Below are 17,898 nucleotides of genomic sequence, written 5' to 3' on the forward strand. Positions count from 1 at the left end.
TCATGCAATCAATGCGTGAAAAAGCCGAAAGTTCCGGACGGCCGCGCGTCATCAGGCGTTCAATACTCTGCCGTAGGCATCGAGCACGCTTTCCTTCATCATCTCCGAGAGGGTCGGGTGCGGGAACACCGTGTGCATCAGTTCCTCTTCGGTCGTCTCCAGGTTCATGGCGACGACGAAGCCCTGGATGAGTTCCGTCACTTCGGCGCCTACCATATGGGCGCCGATGAGTTCGCCGGTCTTCTTGTCGAAGATGGTCTTGATCAGGCCCTGGTCTTCGCCGAGCGCGATCGCCTTGCCGTTTGCGCCGAAGCTGTATCGGCCGACGCGGATGTCGCGGCCGAGTTCCTTGGCCTTCGCCTCCGTAAGGCCCACCGAGGCGACCTGCGGGTCGCAATAGGTGCAGCCCGGGATCTTGCCCTTGTCGAGCGCGTGCACGCCGGGAACCCCGGCAATCTTCTCGATGCAGATGACGCCCTCATGCTCGGCCTTGTGTGCCAGCATCGGCGGCCCGGCGACGTCGCCGATCGCATAGATGCCCGCGACATTGGTCTTGCCGTAGCCATCGGTGACGATGCAGCCGCGGTCGGTCTTCACGCCTAGAGCCTCGAGGCCGAGATTCTCGATATTGCCCTGAACGCCGACGGCGGAGATCAGACGGTCCGCCTTGATCGGCGTAACCTTGCCGTCCTTCGTCTCCACATGCGCCGTGACGTCGTTCGCGCCCTTCTCGACCTTCGTCACCTTGGCATCGGTGATGATTTTCAGGCCGCGCTTTTCGAGCTGCTTACGGGCCAAGGCGGAAATTTCCGCATCCTCGACCGGCATGATCTGCGGCAGCAGTTCCACGACGGTCACGTCGACGCCCATCGAGCGGTAGAAGCTCGCGAATTCGATGCCGATCGCGCCGGAGCCCATGACGAGCAGCGACTTCGGGAATTCCTCCGGCTTCATCGCCTCGAAATAGGTCCAGATCAGCTTGCCGTCCGGCTCGATGCCGGGGAGCGCTCGCGGGCGCGCGCCGGTTGCGACGATGATGTGCTTGGCCGTATAGGTCCCCTCTCCCTTGGCGCCCTTCGGAACCGGGTTCTGCGGCTGGACGGCCGGCCTGGACGGCGCGCCGACGACGATCTCGCCGGGTTTGGTGAGCTTCGCCTCGCCCCAGATCACGTCCACCTTGTTCTTCTTCATCAGGAAGGCGACGCCGCCGTTCAGCCGCGCAGAGACGCCGCGCGAGCGGGCGACGACATCCTTGACGTTGGCGGTCATCTTGCCTTCGAGGGTCAGCCCGTAGTTCTTGGCATGATTGGCATGGTCGAGAATTTCGGCGGAGCGCAACAGCGCCTTGGTCGGAATGCAGCCCCAGTTGAGGCAGATCCCGCCCAAATGCTCCCGCTCGACGATCGCCGTCTTCAAGCCAAGCTGCGCCGAACGAATGGCGGTCACGTATCCGCCCGGACCCGAACCGACAACGATCACGTCGTAATTCTCAGCCATGTTTTTCCTACCTTTGGTCAAGCGGCGTTGCGGGTGAAAAGCACCCAGTGGTGTTTTCTGCTGTCTTCGAAAAGCGGCACGGCCTCGGCCCGCGCCACCTCCTCGAAGCCGTTCATCCTGTAGAGCGCCTGCGCCGTTTCATTGTGGCTTTCGGTGATCAGGCTCACCGGCCCCTGCCCAGCGCGGGAAATCTCGTTCTCGAGCAGAGCGCGGCCAATGCCTTTACCACGGTGATGGCGATAAACGCCGAGGCTATCGATGAACCAGTGGCCGACCCCCTGCTTCTGCAGGAAAAGCAAGGGCGCAAGCACGGGATGTTTCGGCTCGATCTCGAGAATCGATGCATCGATGCCGTAGGAAACCGACATGCCGACGATCTCGTCTCCGATTTCGGCCACCACCGCATCGCGCCAGGCACCCGGCCCGGTATCCCGACGCAGCACGTTGCGGCCATGCTCGAAGGCGGTTTCCGCGGATTTGCTCAGAACGCCGCCGTACCAGAGCCATGAGGCAAACCCATGTGAGGCGATGTCGATCAGGATCGCAAGTTCCGCTGCCTCGCTTCGCTTCGCAGGCCTGAGGGTCGCGCCAGCCGTCATCGTCAAAGCCCGAGCATCATCCGCACGACAGGCTCCAATCCTCTGCCGACCGCCCGGGTGTTCTCCGCGTCGAGGTGGACACCGTCGATCGGCGTCGTCCTGGCCACTGATCCGCCGTCGAAGAAGCCGCAGTCGAGCTCGTCGGCGAGATCGCGATAAAGCGGCGCCAGCATTGCGGATTGCTCGACCCCACCCGCAAACATGGCGGCAAAAGCGCTGTTGGCCGTTTCGCAGAGCGGCGGCGGCGAGACGATGAGGATTTCGGGCCCCTCCTCCGTTTCCGTCGGCCAGTCGTGCCTGCGCACCAGATTGACGAGGCGCTCGATACCCTTCACCGCACCGAAAGCGGTGCCGTGAATGATCGGCTTCATATCGTTCGAGCCGAGCATGAGGAGGATGAGATCGATCGGCGCGTGGGTGTGCAGGAGCGTCGGAAGGACACGCGCCCCGTTCCGGTCGCAATCGGCGAGATGGTCGTCATAGGCGGTCGTCCGCCCGTTCAGCCCTTCGGCGACGACATGCACGTTCGAACCGAGCGCCTTCTGCAGCACGCTCGGCCAGCGGTCCTCCAGCGCATGCCGGCCGGAACCGCTTGCATCGTATCCCCAGGTCAGACTGTCACCGTAGCAAAGGACTGTCTTCATCTGCCTACTCGCTTTTCATGGGGAAAGGACCGGCTGGGAAGCCGGTCCGGATCGCATCAGACGAGCATGCCCATCGGGTTTTCGATGTAGCGCTTGAAGGCGGCGAGCAGTTCGGCGCCGAGCGCTCCATCGACGCAGCGATGGTCGGTCGAAAGCGTGACGGTCATCACATTGGCGATGACCATCTCCTTGTTCTTGACCACGACACGGTCCTCGCCGGCGCCGACCGCGAGGATCGTCGCGTGCGGCGGATTGACGACGGCGGCGAAGTCCTTGACGCCCATCATGCCCATATTCGAAACGGCCGTGGTGCCGCCCTGATATTCTTCAGGCTTCAGCTTGCGCTCCTTGGCGCGCTTGCCGAGATCCTTCATCTCGTTGGAGATCGCCGAGAGGCTCTTCAACTCCGCCTGGCGGACGATCGGCGTGATCAGGCCGCCGGGAATTGAAACCGCAACGCCGACGTCCGCGTGCTTGTGCTTGATCATGTTCTGATCGGTCCAGGACACATTCGCATCCGGAACGTCGCGCAATGCCAGAGCAAGCGCCTTGATCACCATGTCATTCACGGAAAGCTTGTAGACCGGCTTACCATCCTTTTCAGGTGCTGCGGCATTCAGCTGGGCGCGCAGCGCCAAAAGCGCGTCGAGCTCGCAATCGACCGAAACATAGAAATGCGGGATCGTCTGCTTCGATTCGACGAGGCGTTTGGCGATCGTCTTGCGCATGCCGTCATGCGGCACGAGTTCGTAGGAGCCCGGCTCGAAGAGCTTGAGGATGGCATCCTCCGACATGCCCTTTGCGAGCGTCGCCGGGGCCGGAGCTGCTGCTGGCGCGGCGGCGGGCTTGGCTGCGCCGCCGGAAACGGCTGCCTCGACGTCCTTCTTGACGACGCGGCCATGCGGTCCGGAACCGGCGATCGCCGAAAGGTCGATGCCTGCCTCCTTAGCGATGCGGCGGGCCAGCGGCGACGAAAAGATGCGCTTGCCTTCGCCGTCGGCGGATGCAGGAGAAGCCGGAGCAGCAGCCTGCGGTGCCGGCGCTGCGGCGGGTGCCGGCGCGGCGGCGGGTGCCGTTTCGGCTGTTCCCTGCGGCTTCGGTGCCGGGGCTGCTCCCGCTGCACCGTTGCCGCCCTTGGCGGCAGTCGCGACGTCTTCGCCCTCGCCGGCGAGAACCGCGATCAGCGCATTGACCTTGACGCCTTCAGTGCCGGCGGGAACGACGATCTTGGCGACCGTGCCCTCGTCGACGGCTTCCACTTCCATCGTCGCCTTGTCGGTCTCAATCTCGGCGATCACATCGCCGGACTTGACCTTGTCGCCTTCCTTGACCAGCCATTTGGCCAGATTGCCTTCTTCCATGGTCGGAGAGAGGGCCGGCATGGTGATGTTGATTGGCATCGAACGACCCCCTTTATTTGTAGCAGACGGCTTTCACCGCATCGACGACTTCCGCGACATTCGGCAGAGCAAGCTTTTCAAGGTTGGCCGCATAAGGCATCGGCACGTCCTTGCCGGCGATCGTCAGGATCGGCGCATCGAGATAGTCGAAGGCCTGCTGCATGACGCGGGTGGCAATCTCGGTGCCGACCGAGGATTGAGGATAGCCTTCCTCGACGGTAACCAGGCGGCCGGTCTTCTTGACGGATTCGATGACGGTCGGCAGGTCCATCGGACGGATCGTGCGAAGGTCGATGATCTCGACGTCGATACCCTGCGCCTCGAGTTCCGCCGCGGCCTTGATCGCATAGGTCATGCCGATGCCGAAGGAGACGAGCGTCGCGTCCTTGCCGGCACGATGAATGCGGGCCTTACCGATCGGCAGCACGAAATCGTCGAGCTTCGGCACTGCGAAGGACTGGCCGTAAAGGATCTCGTTTTCGAGGAAGATCACCGGGTTCGGATCGCGGATGGCAGCCTTGAGCAGCCCCTTCGCGTCTGCCGCCGTATAGGGCATGACGACCTTCAGGCCCGGAATGTGGCTGTACCAGGCGGCATAGCATTGGGAGTGCTGCGCCGCGACGCGGGCAGCAGCACCGCTCGGCCCGCGGAAGACGATCGGCGCGCCCATCTGGCCGCCGGACATATAGAGCGTCTTGGCGGCCGAGTTGATGATCTGGTCGATCGCCTGCATGGCGAAGTTGAAGGTCATGAACTCGACGATCGGGCGCAGACCCGTCATCGCCGCGCCGACGCCGACGCCGGCAAAGCCGTGTTCGGTGATCGGCGTGTCGACCACGCGGCGCGCACCGAATTCCTGCAACAGGCCCTGCGTGACCTTGTAGGCGCCCTGGTATTCGGCGACCTCTTCGCCCATGACGAAGACGTCCTCATTGGCGCGCATCTCTTCGGCCATCGCGTCGCGAAGCGCTTCGCGGACGGTCATCGTCACCATTTCGGTTCCGGCCGGGATTGCCGGGTCGGAAGGAACCGCCTTGGGCTGCGCCGCGACGGGCGCCGCGGAAGCAGCCGGCGCTTCCGGCTCGGCCGGCTTCGGTGCTTCCGCTTTCGGGGCTTCGGCCTTCATGGAATCGATGTCGCTTGCGGCTTCGCCATCCTGCAACAGCACGGCGATCGGCGTGTTCACCTTCACACCCTCGGTGCCGGCTGCAATCAGCAGCTTGCCGATCGTGCCTTCGTCAACCGCTTCCACTTCCATCGTGGCCTTGTCGGTTTCGATTTCCGCGATGACATCGCCGGAGGACACCTTGTCCCCCTCGTTCTTCAGCCACTTGGAGAGCGTGCCTTCCTCCATGGTCGGGGAAAGGGCAGGCATAAGGATTTCTACAGGCATATTTGTCCCTCCCCGGATCAAAGCAGGATATCGGTGTAGAGCTCGGAGACATCCGGCTCCGGATCAGACTGGGCGAAATCGGCACTGTCCGCCACGATGTCGCGAACCTCCTTGTCGATCTGCTTCAGTTCGTCCTCGGTGGCCCAGCCTTTATCCGTCAGACGGGCCTTCACCTGCTCGATCGGATCATGCTCCGAACGCATCTTCTGCACTTCGTCCTTCGAGCGATACTTCGCCGGATCGGACATCGAATGGCCGCGATAGCGGTAGGTCAGCATTTCGAGGATGATCGGGCCCTTGCCGGAACGGCAATGTTCGACCGCCTCGTCGGCAGCGGCCTTGACGGCGCGGACATCCATGCCGTCGACCTGATAGCCGGGAATGCCGAAGGAAGCGCCGCGCTGGGAGAAATCGGTCTGTGCCGATGCCCGCGACACGGAGGTACCCATGGCATAACGGTTGTTCTCGACGATGTAGATCACCGGCAGCTTCCAGAGAGCGGCCATGTTGAAGCTCTCATAGACCTGACCCTGGTTCGCCGCACCGTCGCCGAAATAGGCGAGGCTCACATTGTCGTTGCCGCGATACCTGTTGGCGAAAGCGAGGCCGGTCCCCAGCGAGACCTGCGCACCGACGATGCCGTGGCCGCCATAGAAGTGCTTCTCCTTGGAGAACATGTGCATCGAGCCGCCTTTCCCCTTGGAAAGGCCCCCACGGCGACCGGTGAGCTCCGCCATCACGCCGCGCGCACTCATGCCGCAGGCGAGCATGTGGCCATGGTCGCGATAGCCGGTGATGACCTGGTCGCCCTCTTTCAGGGCCAGCTGCATCCCGACAACGACGGCTTCCTGACCGATATAGAGGTGACAGAAACCACCGATGAATCCCATGCCGTAAAGCTGGCCGGCCTTTTCCTCGAAACGCCGGATCAACAGCATTTCGCGGTAGGCCTTGAGATCGTCTTCCTTGGAGAATTCGGCGATCGTGCCGCCGGCAAAATCTTTCTTGGCCGGCTTGGCAGCGGTCTTGCGGCTGGAAACGGACGCGGATTTTCGCGGAGCCATTCGTTCCTCCCAATGGTTAGCCTTTGGCGGCTACCATAGGGAAAGAAAAGCGCGGCAGCAATGCTATATTTGCATGGCTATTATTCGCGTCAACGCATTGATATATAATATGATTTCGAGATTAACCTATTTCAGGTTAATCATCGGAATGGTGGAAAATAACGATCTCATCGCTGCGCGACATGTTGAGCGCGAGGCGAGCCTTCTCATCCAGCATGTCTCTCTCGAGCGAACCGTCGCTCATCAGCTCGACTTCCTTTTCCAGGATTTTTCGCGTCTGAGTGAGCTCGTCCAGCCGTGCCTGCCGCTCGGCAATCTGACGGTCAAACTCCTTCGTCGCCTCCAGACCATAACCGCCATGGATCGAATGATAGCCGAAATAGGAAAGGAAGGCGACCGCCAGCAACGGCACCACCAATCGCCCCAGTTTCCGCTTCTTGTGATGCCGTGTCCACATCGCTCATGCCCTGAATTGAGTTGGCGCGGGCTGCAGGAGATACTGCAAACCATTGTCCCGCGCCCGCTCCAATACGCAGTACGAAGATGAAGACTAGCGTCGATTGATTAACCGACGGTTGACCATAAACAATTTGCGAATGGAAAGAGAACTCGGAGGACGGAGCGTTCGGCAAGCGGGACGAAGGAGACTCGTGACGACGCCGCTTTTCCCTTCTCCCCGTCAAACCGTCAGGGCTGCTCCTCTGGCGGGAACAGTTGCTACGGAGAGAAACCGGCTGGTCAGGCCGCTTGTCGTCTCCCCCACAAGGGGGAGAACCCGTGACAGTTTTGGGCATGCGACGGTCAAACCGTTTATCGCATGCCCTAGGGCAATCGTCCCGCGAGAGGATCAGTTGCCCCCGCCTTTCAATCAACCGCGCAACACGGAGCGGCCGGCATATTGCGCCTGCGGGCCGAGCTGCTCTTCGATACGGATCAGCTGGTTGTACTTGGCGAGCCGGTCGGAACGTGCGAGCGAGCCGGTCTTGATCTGACCGCAATTGGTGGCGACCGCGAGGTCGGCAATCGTCGAATCCTCGGTCTCGCCGGAGCGGTGCGACATGACGGCGGTGTAACGCGCCTTGTGGGCGGTCTCGACCGCGTCGAGCGTTTCCGAAAGCGACCCGATCTGGTTGACCTTGACGAGGATGGAGTTCGCGACGCCCATCTTGATGCCGTCACGCAGGCGCGCAGAATTGGTGACGAACAGGTCGTCGCCGACGAGCTGGCACTTGTTGCCGACGAGGTCGGTCAAGGATTTCCAGCCGTCCCAATCGTCTTCAGCCATGCCGTCCTCGATCGAGATGATCGGATATTTGCCGGCGAGCTCGGCGAGATACTCGGCCATGGCGCCCGGCTCCAGCGTACGGCCCTCACCCTCGAGGACGTACTTGCCGTCCTTGAAGAATTCGGTCGAAGCGCAGTCGAGAGCGACATACATGTCCTCGCCCGGTTTGTAGCCGGCCTTCTCGATTGACTTCATGATGAAGTCGAGGGCTGCCGGCGCGGAAGCGAGGCCCGGCGCGAAGCCGCCTTCGTCGCCGACATTGGTGTTGTGGCCGTCCGCGGCAAGCTGCTTCTTCAGCGTGTGGAAGACTTCCGAACCCATACGGACGGCGTCCTTCAGGGTCTCGGCGCCGATCGGCATGATCATGAATTCCTGGAAGTCGATCGGATTGTCGGCGTGAGCGCCGCCATTGATGATGTTCATCATCGGAACGGGCAGAAGATGCGCATTCGGGCCGCCGACATAGCGGTAGAGCGGCAGGCCCGAGGCTTCCGCGGCGGCCTTGGCGACGGCGAGCGAAACGCCGAGAATGGCGTTGGCGCCGAGGCGCGACTTGTTCGGCGTGCCGTCGAGCTCGATCATGGTACGATCGATCTGAATCTGGTTTTCAGCGTCGAGGCCGCCGATCGCTTCGAATATCTCGCCGTTCACCGCATCGACGGCGCGTTCGACGCCCTTGCCGAGGTAACGCGTGCCGCCATCGCGCAGTTCGACGGCTTCATGCGCACCGGTGGAGGCGCCCGAGGGAACCGCCGCGCGACCGAAACTGCCATCCTCGAGATGGACATCGACCTCGACGGTCGGGTTGCCGCGGCTGTCGAGTATCTCTCTGCCGATGATGTCGATGATTGCAGTCATGATCTCTTCCCTTATGGACGATGATAATGGTCGGCCTGTCTTAATTCACGGCCCCGAAATTACAATGGCGCCGGGAGCGCAAAATCCGGCCGCCGGCCCGCTTCATAAAAAATTCACGAAGCGGGACGCCGGGGCTCAAGCTTTCGCAACGGCGTCGAAGGCCAGCAGCTTTTCAAGCAGCCGCGGCATGTCCTTCAGCGGCACCATGTTCGGACCGTCGGAAGGCGCGTTGTCGGGATCCTCGTGGGTCTCTACGAAGACACCGGCGACACCGACAGCGACGGCCGCGCGCGCCAATGTCTCGACGAACTCACGCTGGCCGCCCGTGGAGCCTCCCTGCCCGCCCGGCTGCTGCACGGAATGGGTCGCATCGAAGACCACCGGAGCGCCGAGTGCCGCCATGATCGGCAGCGAACGCATGTCGGAGACCAGCGTATTATAGCCGAAGGAAGCGCCGCGCTCGCAGAGAAGCACGTTCGGGTTGCCGCTCTCGGTGAACTTGGCAAGGACGTTCTTCATGTCCCAAGGGGCGAGGAACTGGCCCTTCTTGACGTTGATCGCCCGCCCCGTCTTCGCGGCGGCGACGAGCAGATCCGTCTGCCGTGACAGAAAGGCCGGGATCTGCAGGATGTCGACGATCTCGGCCACGGCAGCGCATTGCTCTTCCGTGTGGATGTCGGTCAGGACCGGAAAACCGAACTCCCGCTTGAGGTCGGCGAAGACCTCCATCGCCTTGTCGAGCCCGATGCCGCGCTTGCCGGAGAGCGAGGTGCGGTTCGCCTTGTCGAACGAAGATTTATAAACGAGTCCGAGCCCGAGCGATTTGCAGAGTTCGACGAGCTCCCCCGCAATCATGAAGGCGTGTTCGCGGCTCTCCATCTGGCACGGTCCGGCGATCAGTGTCAGCCGTTCCTTCTGCGAGAACACCACCTGGCCGGCACCTTCGCCGACGACGACTCTTGAATTGGTTTCCATCATCATCCTCCAAAGGCGAAGATTACACCCTGCCCCGGCGCTTCCGGAACGATGAGGCGTCCGCCCATTTCTGCGAATTCGATATCGTTCTGCGCAAACAGCGCCCGCGTAGCCTCCAGATCGCTCACGTGGAAGACCACGGCGCGACCCCGCAAGCCGCGCTCTGCACCCTCGATTGAGCGACCGAAGAATGCCTGCACGCCGGCCGGGGTCAGGACGCTGATTCTGGCACTGCCTGCCTGGATGTCCATGCCGAAGGAATGGGCCGAGACCTCGCGCTCGTCCACGGCTTCCTGCAGAAGATACTGGAAATCCGTCGGGTTCTGCTCCGAAAGCACGACCTCGGCAATGCCGAGCACGCCGTTTCCATGGCGGTGAAGCGAGCTGCTGTCGACCGGCAGCGCACGCAGGCGCTGACAGGCAAAAAGGAAAAAGTCCGGCGAACGCAGATCCGCTGCAAAGGAAAGCCGGAAGGAACCGAGCCCTTCACGCCCGTCGGGCAGCCGCATAGGCCGTGAGAATTCGAGCATTTCGCCGCCGGAGATGCCGCGGGAGCGGAACCGGATGTGGTCTTCGGCAGCGTCCGGCGTCCCGAGCACGACGGCCGACAGACCCTCGGCCCCCTGGCGAAAGCGAAAAGCCTGGTCACGCGCCACGAAGGCGTTGCCTTCAAGCGCGGCTGCCTCGCATTCCTCCCGCGAAGCGACGGCGAGCGGCTCCAGATAGGTGTTATCCGAGAAGAAGACGCAGGCATTCGCGGTGCCGAACGGGTGGCGTGCCTCATCGGCAACCGTGAAGCCGAGCGCCGCCAGGCGCTGCCTCGTCCGCGCGAGATCGGCCACCGGCAGCACGAGATGATCGAGCGGGCGGGCGGTTCGCTTGGATTGGCTCATGGCGGATTCCCTGATGACCGGTTTGCCGCTGTTTGCAACTTTTGACCGCCGATTGCAAGCGCGGCGGCGGGCGCCCGGAACCGTGACCGGAAATGCGAACGGCCGCCTCTTGCAGGCGGCCGCAGAAGTGATTGCCCGTTCGGTGACCCGGCTATACGAGCCGGGACTGTTCGAGCGCTGCCTCGATGAAGCTCGAAAAGAGCGGGTGCGGATCGAGTGGACGCGACTTCAGTTCCGGATGGTACTGAACGCCGATGAACCAGGGATGGTCGGGATACTCGATCGTCTCCGGCAGAACGCCATCCGGGGACATGCCGGAGAAGACCAGGCCGCAGGATTCCAGGCGGCTCTTATAATCTACATTGACCTCGTAGCGGTGGCGATGACGCTCGGAAATATCGGGCGACCCATAGATCGCGGCGATCTTGGTGTCGGGCTTCAAGGCCGCGCGATAGGCGCCGAGGCGCATGGTGCCGCCGAGATCGCCCGCGGCGGACCGCTTCTCGAGTTCATTGCCCTTCACCCACTCGGTCATCAGGCCGACGACCGGCTCCTTGGTCGGGCCGAACTCCGTCGAGGACGCCTTTTCGATACCGGCGAGATTGCGCGCCGCTTCTACGACGGCCATCTGCATGCCGAAGCAGATGCCGAAATAGGGCACCTTACGCTCGCGGGCGAAGCGCGCCGCATTGATCTTGCCTTCCGAGCCGCGTTCGCCGAAGCCGCCCGGAACGAGAATGCCGTGGACCTTTTCCAGATAGGGCGCCGGGTCCTCCTTTTCGAAGACCTCCGACTCGATCCACTCGAGCTTGACCTTGACGCGATTGGCAATGCCGCCATGGTAGAGCGCCTCGATCAGCGACTTATAGGCATCCTTCAGGCCGGTATATTTTCCGACGATCGCGATCGTCACCTCGCCTTCCGGGGTGCGGATCCGGTGCGCCACGTCTTCCCAGGCTTCCATGCGCGGCTTCGGCGCCGGCTCTATGCCGAAGGCGGCAAGCACTTCGTTGTCGAGCCCTTCCTTGTGATAGGCGATCGGCACGTCATAGATCGAAGCGACGTCGAGCGCCTGGATGACCGCGGACTGGCGGACATTGCAGAAGAGCGACAGCTTGCGGCGTTCCGCTTCCGGAATTTCGCGGTCGGCGCGCACGAGCAGGATATCCGGGTGAATGCCGAGCGCCTGCAGTTCTTTCACGGAATGCTGGGTCGGCTTCGTCTTCAGCTCGCCCGCGGCCGGAATGTAGGGCATCAGCGTCAAATGGACATAGACGGCGGTGCCGCGCGGGAGGTCGTTGCCGAGCTGGCGGATCGCCTCCATGAAAGGCATCGCCTCGATATCGCCGACGGTGCCGCCGATTTCGCAGATAACGAAATCGTAGTCCTCATTGCCTTCGGTGACGAAGTTCTTGATTTCATTTGTGACGTGCGGAATCACCTGGACCGTCGCGCCGAGATAGTCGCCACGCCGCTCCTTGTCGATAATGTTCTTGTAGATCCGCCCCGTGGTGATGTTGTCGGTCTTGGTCGCCGAGCGGCCCGTGAAACGCTCGTAGTGCCCGAGATCGAGATCCGTCTCCGCGCCGTCGTCGGTGACGAACACCTCGCCGTGCTGGGTGGGGCTCATGGTGCCCGGATCGACGTTCAGGTAGGGATCGAGCTTGCGCAGCCTCACACGGTAGCCACGCGCCTGCAGCAACGCTCCAAGAGCGGCCGCAGCGATGCCTTTTCCGAGAGAGGAGACCACGCCGCCAGTGATGAATACATATCGCGCCATGGGAGTCACCGGATACCTTTTCACAAACGATTCCGCCACCGAAAAATTCGTCTTTCAGAATTTTCCGTGCGGAAGGGCGGATTTCACACAAAACAAAACCGGCGGATGAAGCCATCCGCCGGCAGATCTTCTGATTTGCGGCCTTACTGACCGCTCGGAACTTGCGATCCCGTATTGCCGTTGGCGCCAGCAGCCGGGGCTGCGGGAGCCGGAGCGGCAGGCGCGGCACCTGCCGGGGCCTGAGGCGCGGCAGTACCACCTGCCGGTGCGGCGTTGTTGGCGCCGTTGCCGTTGGCCGGAGTCTCGGTGTTTCCGTCGGCCGGTGCGGTCTGACCGCCACCGAGCGAATCGAGAACGCCGCCGCTCGAGCTCGTTCCCGGGATACGGTCGAGAATGTCGGTCGCCTGCGGCTCGTAGCGTGAAAGAATGCCCATCGCCAGCGCCAGCGCGAAGAAAAGGAAGGCCAGAATGGCGGTCGTTCGGGTCAGCGCATTGGCCGTGCCACGCGCAGACATGAAGCCCGCGCCGCCGCCGATCCCGAGACCGCCGCCTTCGGAACGCTGAATGAGAACGACGCCGATCAGGGCGACGACCACCATGAGATAGATGACGAGTAGTACGGTCTGCATCAGCTTCCAGTCCTGCCCTCTGCGGGGCATGCGAATCGAACGACGCCGGCCTCACCGTGGGGCCGCGTCAAATTTGGCGCCTCTTTATACCAAGCCGCCAGTTATTCCAAGTCCCGCGGCAATCAGGCAGTCAATTCTTCATAGGCCCTGTAGATGGCGAGGAAATCATCCGCTTTCAAGCTCGCGCCGCCGATCAGGGCGCCGTCGACATTGGCAACGCCCATGAGTTCCTTCGCATTCGAGGGCTTGACGGAACCTCCATAGAGGATGCGCATCTTGCCGCCTTCCGCGCCGAAGCGCGAGACGAGCTCGCGGCGCATGAAGGCGTGCGCCTCCTCGACGTCGGACACGGTGGGCGTCAGGCCGGTGCCGATCGCCCACACGGGTTCGTAGGCGATCACCGTGTTTTCGGACGTCGCCTGGTCCGGGAGGCTCTCGGCGAGCTGGCGCTTCAGGATGTCGAGCGTCCGGCCGGCCTTGCGCTCCTGTTCCGTCTCACCGACGCAAACGATCGCGACGATATCCGCGCCGTGCGCGGCCTCGGCCTTGGCACGCACCAGTGCGTCGCCTTCGCCATGATCGGTGCGCCGTTCGGAATGGCCGACGATCACATGAGTGCCGAAACAATCGGCGACCATTTCAGCCGAGACTTCGCCGGTATGGGCTCCCGACTGCTTCTGGTGGCAGTCCTGAGCCCCGATCATCAAAGGGCTGTCGTCGCAAAGCGCGGTCGCAACGTAAAGCAATGTGGCCGGCGGGCAGATCAGGGCGTCCACCCTTGCGGAAAGGTCGCCTTTGACGCCCTCGGCCATTGCCTTGATCTGATCGAGAGACGCGCGTGTTCCATTCATCTTCCAGTTGCCGGCGACGAGCGGGCGGATATCGGGCGTCATGGGGTCTCCTCCAGATCAGGTCTCTTCGTCTCGGCAAGCGGCGTAGCAAATCGCTCGCGTAAAAAAAAGGCACCAGCCGGATTATTCGGTGTCAACTCTCCGAGCACGGCGAATCCGCCCACCCCGTCCAGCGTTGCCGGCGCTCGAGCCAATGGGAAATCGTCCCGACGAAAGCGAATAAAAACGGCGCCGTGGGCGTCTAAGGCGGAGACGTTCTACCGCCAGTAGACGTACGCACCGGGCGTCGGAGTCTGCCATGCTGCGCAACAGCGACAACGGTTTCGGAACGGTGACGATCGCCCTTCACTGGACGATCGCCGTTCTGATCCTCGGGCTTATCCTCGCCGGCATCGTCATGCGGCGCATCGAGATCGACCCGGCTTTGCAGTTCTCCCTTTACCAGTGGCACAAGTCGTTCGGCTTCACGGCCTTGGGACTGGCTGCGTTCCGGATGCTCTGGTGGCTCGTGGAAACCAGTCCGGCCGCCTCTCCGACCCTTGGCCCGATGGAGCACATGGCCGCGCGCGCCACGCATCTGTCGCTCATCGCGCTCGCACTCCTCGTGCCACTGTCCGGCTGGGCGGTCGTGTCGGTCTCCACGCTGGCGATCCCGAGCTTTTATTTCAACTTGATCGTCATTCCGCATCTGCCGCTCCCGAAATCCGGGGCTTCGGAAGCGTTCTGGGCCTTCGCCCATGCAACGCTCGCCTATGTGACGCTTGGCCTGGTCGCAATCCACGCGGCGGCAGCATTCTATCACCATCTCGGGCGGCGCGACTTGGTGCTCATCCGCATGCTTCGCTCCGGGCCGATGCCGCGCACCGGCAGCACCGTCAACACTTCTGAAAAGGACGACACCGTTGTCGAGAGGAAACGCATATGACCAGCCCAGGCAAGCAGTCCATGGCAGTGGCCCTGCCGCTTTCGCTTCTCGCCCTTGGCCTCGCAGGGACGCCGGTTGAGGGCGCAAAAGCGCCGGCACTTGCGAATGCTGCCGGGAACTACCGCATCGCGAGCTCCTCGAGTATTCAGTTCAGCGTCGGACAAGTGGGTGGCAGCGGCGGCATTGCCGGCAGCTTCACTAAATTCTCGGGCATATTCCGGATCGATGGCGATGACATCGGCCGATCCTCCGTGGAATTCACGCTTTTTCCGGAGAGCGTGAAGTCCACCGAGCGCCGGATCGAAGACTTCCTGCGCTCCAGCGCAGTGTTCGATGCGGCCAACCACAAGACCGTGACCTTCCACTCTACCGGCGTCAGCCAGACCGGCCCGGACACCGCAACGATCGAGGGCGTTCTGACCGCCCGCGGCAAGAGCCGCAAGGAGCGTTTCGACGTGAGGCTCACCGACTGGAACAGACGGTCGATTTCCTTCACGATCCGCGGCAGCATCCGCCGCTCGCCCTACGGCATGACCGTCGGGACGCCCATTTACTCCAATGTCGTGGACTTCGACATGAACATAAGGGGGCAGAAGCGCTAGGTTTGCCCAGGCGCCCAAGCCGTGCGCCGCCAGAAGTCCGAGACCATTGCCGGATCGCGCAGTGCCTCCAGTCTTTCCCAGGCGGGAAATGATGCTTCGAAAACGGCCGGGCTCATGCGGACGTCCTGGGACGGATTGACCGCACCGCCGGCGACAACGGCAATCTCGTCGAGAGCGTCGAGCAGCTTGACCGTGGCCTCGCCTTGATTGGCAAAGTCCATGGTCAGGGTGAAGCCCGGCCTCGCAAAGGAGAGAAGCCCCGGGGAGGCTATGTCACCGAAACGCTGCAGCTTCGTCCCTACGGACGCATGACCGGCACGGCGGGCTGTTTCAAGCAACCGCGCCGTCGTCTCCGGCGCGGTCGCGACGGGATAGACGCTTTGATGCTGGCAGAGGCCACGCCGCCCGTAGAGCCTGCGCCACCCGCCGATCGCGTCGAGAGGGTGAAAGTGGGAAGTCCACGTCTCCGTCGACACGGTCTCGCCACGGTCGCGCTTGCGAAAGCGGTATTCGTTCAGCAGTCTCAGCGTCACGCTGTTGAACAGACTGAAGGGCGGAGAAAAAGGCACGGCGAGCCTCGGCCCCTTCGGGACGTCAGGATATTCGCAAGCGCCGTCGGCGTGATCCGCGGCGAACAGCACGCCCCTCCCCATGCGCCGTCCCGTCGCGAGCTGGTCGAGCCAGGCTACGAAATACTCGTGTTCCTCTTCGGCTCGTTCGGCCAGCGTGAAATACCGATCGAGGCTGTCGAAGCGATGCACGTGCCGCTGGACATGCGGCGACGGCACCTTCATCAGCCGAAGCTCGACGTCGAGGATCAGCCCGGTCAGTCCCAGGCCGCCGATCGTCGCAGCGAAGAGCTCTGCATTCTCCTCGGGCGAGCAGACCAGGCGTTCGCCCGTCGAACGCAGCAGGGTCAGGCGCCGGACGTGATTGCCGAAGGAGCCACGCGCATGGTGATTTCCGCCGTGGACGTCGTTGGCGACGGCGCCGCCGACGGTGACGAGGCCCGTCGCCGGCGTCACGGGAAGAAAAAAGCGGTGCGGGACGGCGCGCGCGAGCAGGTCGGCAAGGATAGCGCCGGCCTCACAGCGAATGGTCCCACTTCCCGGATCGAAAGACAGGATGCGGTTATGCCTCCTGCTTGCGATAAGGGTCCCAAGTTCATTGCGGCAAACGTCGCCATAGCTCAGGCCATTGCCCACGGGAAGAAACGCCATGGGGCCCACCGAGCTCATGCCGTCCTCGTAGTCATCGGGTGAAACGGTCGGTTGAGAGCGGTTTCCAAACCGCCCTGCGTTCTCGGAATCGTCCATCCTCATTGCCGCCGTCAACTCCACAACCGATCGCGTTAGTCTAGAGCGGGGTGAGGAAAAGTGTGTGCGGTTTTCCGCCCGCATCCCGCTCCAACTTCTTGGAACCGATCACGTTCATGTTTTTAGGTCGACCCGACCTAAAAACATCGTGATCTAGCGGTCGAGAATCCAGTTCAGCGCCTCTCGCCAGTCCGTCATCCTGATCGGAGTTCCATGCGAACCTGTTTCGAACAGGACGAAGCGGGCAGGATAGTCCTTCGATCTGAGGCTGCGATAGAACGCGATCTGGGACTCGGCCGGATAGACGCTGTCGCGGCTGCCGTGGCTGAAGAATATCGGCAGCCGCGCCCCGTAGGCGGCACTTTTGCGAAAGTCGGGGTCGGCTGGACCGCCCATGATCATCATGCCGCCAAGGGCCGAGACGGTCGCCTCTTGCCGGGCTATGCCCCAGCAGATGAAGCTTCCCATGGAGGCACAGGAAAGGACCACCGGCCGGCCGCCGGAGCGCTCCGCGGCGAAACGGATCAGAGCCGAAATATCCGCTACGCCCGCAGCATCGAAGGACCTGACGCTTGGAGCGTAATAGGTACCGCCATTGACGACAGTCAGATTTTTGAGGCGATTGAAATTGCCTCCGAATGAGAAATCATTGACGCCGAGACGGCGGTCGCCGCCGCGACCATGGATGAAGATCACGGTGAATGCGGCGCCGCGATCGGGGCCGACGCGGGTGACGTCAAGCCCCCGCTCGCCGAGACCGAGCGTCTCGTTCACCTGCACGCTCTTGACACCGAGCGACACGTAAGCGCGCTTCACCCGCCGCTCGGGTATCTGGTCGCGCTCGTTGATGTCGCGGAGCTCCTGGTAGTCGACAACGCGGAAGTCGCCGCCATCCGCCTCCTGAAGCAGTTTGCTATAGCGAAACAGCGCATCCTTGTAGGGCTCAAGGGGTTCGGCCCTTGCGGAAACGGCAAGGCTCGCGAAAAGAAGCGCGCCGATCAAATGCCGTACGGAGAAAAGAATTGTGGACATGGACACCCGATCGGCTCCCTCGTTCGGCGCATGCCTTGCCACCGGCGCCTCGGCCAAGCAACACTGGCGCGGCAAATCTGGCTCATTAAAGGATATTTCTTCCTCCGGGGCATCGAAATTCGCCTTTTGTTCGCGCTTCCGGCGAGACTTCTGGC

Annotated in this window: 17 protein-coding genes; 2 read left to right on the top strand and 15 right to left on the bottom strand. The window is 62.5% G+C overall.

The features are described 5' to 3' along the window. Positions 1-51: 51 nt before the first annotated feature. The 13 genes from lpdA to tpiA all read right to left on the bottom strand — a co-directional run bounded on the left by lpdA (position 52) and on the right by tpiA (position 13,910). Positions 52-1,497, bottom strand: coding sequence for a dihydrolipoyl dehydrogenase (gene lpdA / locus N0Q91_RS10515; protein WP_275598032.1), 1,446 nt, complete (start codon positions 1,495-1,497; stop codon positions 52-54). A gap of 17 nt (positions 1,498-1,514) precedes the next feature. Further along, a complete protein-coding gene (locus N0Q91_RS10520) occupies positions 1,515-2,096 on the bottom strand; it encodes a GNAT family N-acetyltransferase (protein WP_275598033.1) in 582 nt (193 codons plus the stop codon). A 2-nt stretch (positions 2,097-2,098) separates the two neighbouring features. After that, complete coding sequence (locus tag N0Q91_RS10525; protein WP_100673938.1) at positions 2,099-2,740, bottom strand: SGNH/GDSL hydrolase family protein; 642 nt, start codon at positions 2,738-2,740, stop codon at positions 2,099-2,101. Between the two features lie 56 nt (positions 2,741-2,796). After that, positions 2,797-4,140 carry a pyruvate dehydrogenase complex dihydrolipoamide acetyltransferase gene (locus tag N0Q91_RS10530; RefSeq protein WP_275598034.1) on the bottom strand — a complete coding sequence of 448 codons (1,344 nt, stop codon included), beginning with the start codon at positions 4,138-4,140 and terminating at the stop codon, positions 2,797-2,799. 13 nt (positions 4,141-4,153) lie between these two features. Beyond that, the gene (locus N0Q91_RS10535) at positions 4,154-5,533 is read right to left on the bottom strand and encodes a pyruvate dehydrogenase complex E1 component subunit beta (RefSeq protein ID WP_275598035.1); all 1,380 of its coding nucleotides are present in this window, start codon (positions 5,531-5,533) and stop codon (positions 4,154-4,156) included. Between the two features lie 17 nt (positions 5,534-5,550). Beyond that, entirely contained in the window at positions 5,551-6,597 is a 1,047-nt protein-coding gene (gene pdhA / locus N0Q91_RS10540) for a pyruvate dehydrogenase (acetyl-transferring) E1 component subunit alpha (protein WP_003535472.1), read from the bottom strand. 136 nt (positions 6,598-6,733) lie between these two features. Next, complete coding sequence (locus N0Q91_RS10545; RefSeq protein WP_100673941.1) at positions 6,734-7,054, bottom strand: FtsB family cell division protein; 321 nt, start codon at positions 7,052-7,054, stop codon at positions 6,734-6,736. A 411-nt stretch (positions 7,055-7,465) separates the two neighbouring features. Next, a complete protein-coding gene (gene eno / locus N0Q91_RS10550; protein WP_275598036.1) occupies positions 7,466-8,740 on the bottom strand; it encodes a phosphopyruvate hydratase in 1,275 nt (424 codons plus the stop codon). A gap of 135 nt (positions 8,741-8,875) precedes the next feature. Next, positions 8,876-9,718, bottom strand: a complete 843-nt coding sequence (kdsA, locus tag N0Q91_RS10555) for a 3-deoxy-8-phosphooctulonate synthase (RefSeq protein WP_275598037.1) — start codon at positions 9,716-9,718, stop codon at positions 8,876-8,878. Next, positions 9,718-10,608, bottom strand: a complete 891-nt coding sequence (locus tag N0Q91_RS10560; RefSeq protein ID WP_275598038.1) for a VOC family protein — start codon at positions 10,606-10,608, stop codon at positions 9,718-9,720. Before N0Q91_RS10560 ends, kdsA begins: the two co-directional genes overlap by 1 nt. 151 nt (positions 10,609-10,759) lie before the next feature. Continuing rightward, positions 10,760-12,397 carry a CTP synthase gene (gene pyrG / locus N0Q91_RS10565; RefSeq protein ID WP_275598119.1) on the bottom strand — a complete coding sequence of 546 codons (1,638 nt, stop codon included), beginning with the start codon at positions 12,395-12,397 and terminating at the stop codon, positions 10,760-10,762. 134 nt (positions 12,398-12,531) lie between these two features. Then, a complete protein-coding gene (gene secG / locus N0Q91_RS10570; RefSeq protein WP_275598039.1) occupies positions 12,532-13,017 on the bottom strand; it encodes a preprotein translocase subunit SecG in 486 nt (161 codons plus the stop codon). A gap of 122 nt (positions 13,018-13,139) precedes the next feature. Beyond that, entirely contained in the window at positions 13,140-13,910 is a 771-nt protein-coding gene (gene tpiA, locus N0Q91_RS10575) for a triose-phosphate isomerase (protein WP_018097818.1), read from the bottom strand. Between the two features lie 256 nt (positions 13,911-14,166). Between tpiA and N0Q91_RS10580 the strand changes: the two genes are divergently transcribed. Both N0Q91_RS10580 and N0Q91_RS10585 read left to right on the top strand, forming a co-directional pair. Further along, positions 14,167-14,793, top strand: coding sequence for a cytochrome b (locus tag N0Q91_RS10580; protein WP_275598040.1), 627 nt, complete (start codon positions 14,167-14,169; stop codon positions 14,791-14,793). Next, positions 14,790-15,395 (top strand): YceI family protein, encoded by a 606-nt coding sequence (locus N0Q91_RS10585; RefSeq protein ID WP_127710756.1) that lies wholly within the window; start codon positions 14,790-14,792, stop codon positions 15,393-15,395. Before N0Q91_RS10580 ends, N0Q91_RS10585 begins: the two co-directional genes overlap by 4 nt. On the opposite strand, the gene N0Q91_RS10590 is transcribed toward N0Q91_RS10585, so the two are convergent. Both N0Q91_RS10590 and N0Q91_RS10595 read right to left on the bottom strand, forming a co-directional pair. Beyond that, positions 15,392-16,717, bottom strand: a complete 1,326-nt coding sequence (locus tag N0Q91_RS10590; protein ID WP_275598041.1) for an FAD-binding oxidoreductase — start codon at positions 16,715-16,717, stop codon at positions 15,392-15,394. The genes N0Q91_RS10585 and N0Q91_RS10590 overlap by 4 nt on opposite strands. 147 nt (positions 16,718-16,864) lie before the next feature. After that, positions 16,865-17,800: an alpha/beta hydrolase gene (locus tag N0Q91_RS10595; protein ID WP_275598042.1), complete on the bottom strand. Its 936-nt coding sequence runs from the start codon at positions 17,798-17,800 to the stop codon at positions 16,865-16,867. Positions 17,801-17,898 lie beyond the last annotated feature (98 nt).

Source organism: Sinorhizobium prairiense (assembly GCF_029201645.2).
GTDB classification, from domain to species: domain Bacteria; phylum Pseudomonadota; class Alphaproteobacteria; order Rhizobiales; family Rhizobiaceae; genus Sinorhizobium; species Sinorhizobium meliloti_A.

Bases quoted from the DNA above. Each gene is read 5' to 3' on its own strand.
- lpdA (WP_275598032.1), bottom strand. From the start codon at position 1,497: ATGGCTGAGAATTACGACGTGATCGTTGTCGGTTCGGGTCCGGGCGGA.
- N0Q91_RS10520 (WP_275598033.1), bottom strand. From the start codon at position 2,096: ATGACGGCTGGCGCGACCCTCAGGCCTGCGAAGCGAAGCGAGGCAGCG.
- N0Q91_RS10525 (WP_100673938.1), bottom strand. From the start codon at position 2,740: ATGAAGACAGTCCTTTGCTACGGTGACAGTCTGACCTGGGGATACGAT.
- N0Q91_RS10530 (WP_275598034.1), bottom strand. From the start codon at position 4,140: ATGCCAATCAACATCACCATGCCGGCCCTCTCTCCGACCATGGAAGAA.
- N0Q91_RS10535 (WP_275598035.1), bottom strand. From the start codon at position 5,533: ATGCCTGTAGAAATCCTTATGCCTGCCCTTTCCCCGACCATGGAGGAA.
- pdhA (WP_003535472.1), bottom strand. From the start codon at position 6,597: ATGGCTCCGCGAAAATCCGCGTCCGTTTCCAGCCGCAAGACCGCTGCC.
- N0Q91_RS10545 (WP_100673941.1), bottom strand. From the start codon at position 7,054: ATGTGGACACGGCATCACAAGAAGCGGAAACTGGGGCGATTGGTGGTG.
- eno (WP_275598036.1), bottom strand. From the start codon at position 8,740: ATGACTGCAATCATCGACATCATCGGCAGAGAGATACTCGACAGCCGC.
- kdsA (WP_275598037.1), bottom strand. From the start codon at position 9,718: ATGATGGAAACCAATTCAAGAGTCGTCGTCGGCGAAGGTGCCGGCCAG.
- N0Q91_RS10560 (WP_275598038.1), bottom strand. From the start codon at position 10,608: ATGAGCCAATCCAAGCGAACCGCCCGCCCGCTCGATCATCTCGTGCTG.
- secG (WP_275598039.1), bottom strand. From the start codon at position 13,017: ATGCAGACCGTACTACTCGTCATCTATCTCATGGTGGTCGTCGCCCTG.
- tpiA (WP_018097818.1), bottom strand. From the start codon at position 13,910: ATGACGCCCGATATCCGCCCGCTCGTCGCCGGCAACTGGAAGATGAAT.
- N0Q91_RS10580 (WP_275598040.1), top strand. From the start codon at position 14,167: ATGCTGCGCAACAGCGACAACGGTTTCGGAACGGTGACGATCGCCCTT.
- N0Q91_RS10585 (WP_127710756.1), top strand. From the start codon at position 14,790: ATGACCAGCCCAGGCAAGCAGTCCATGGCAGTGGCCCTGCCGCTTTCG.
- N0Q91_RS10590 (WP_275598041.1), bottom strand. From the start codon at position 16,717: ATGAGGATGGACGATTCCGAGAACGCAGGGCGGTTTGGAAACCGCTCT.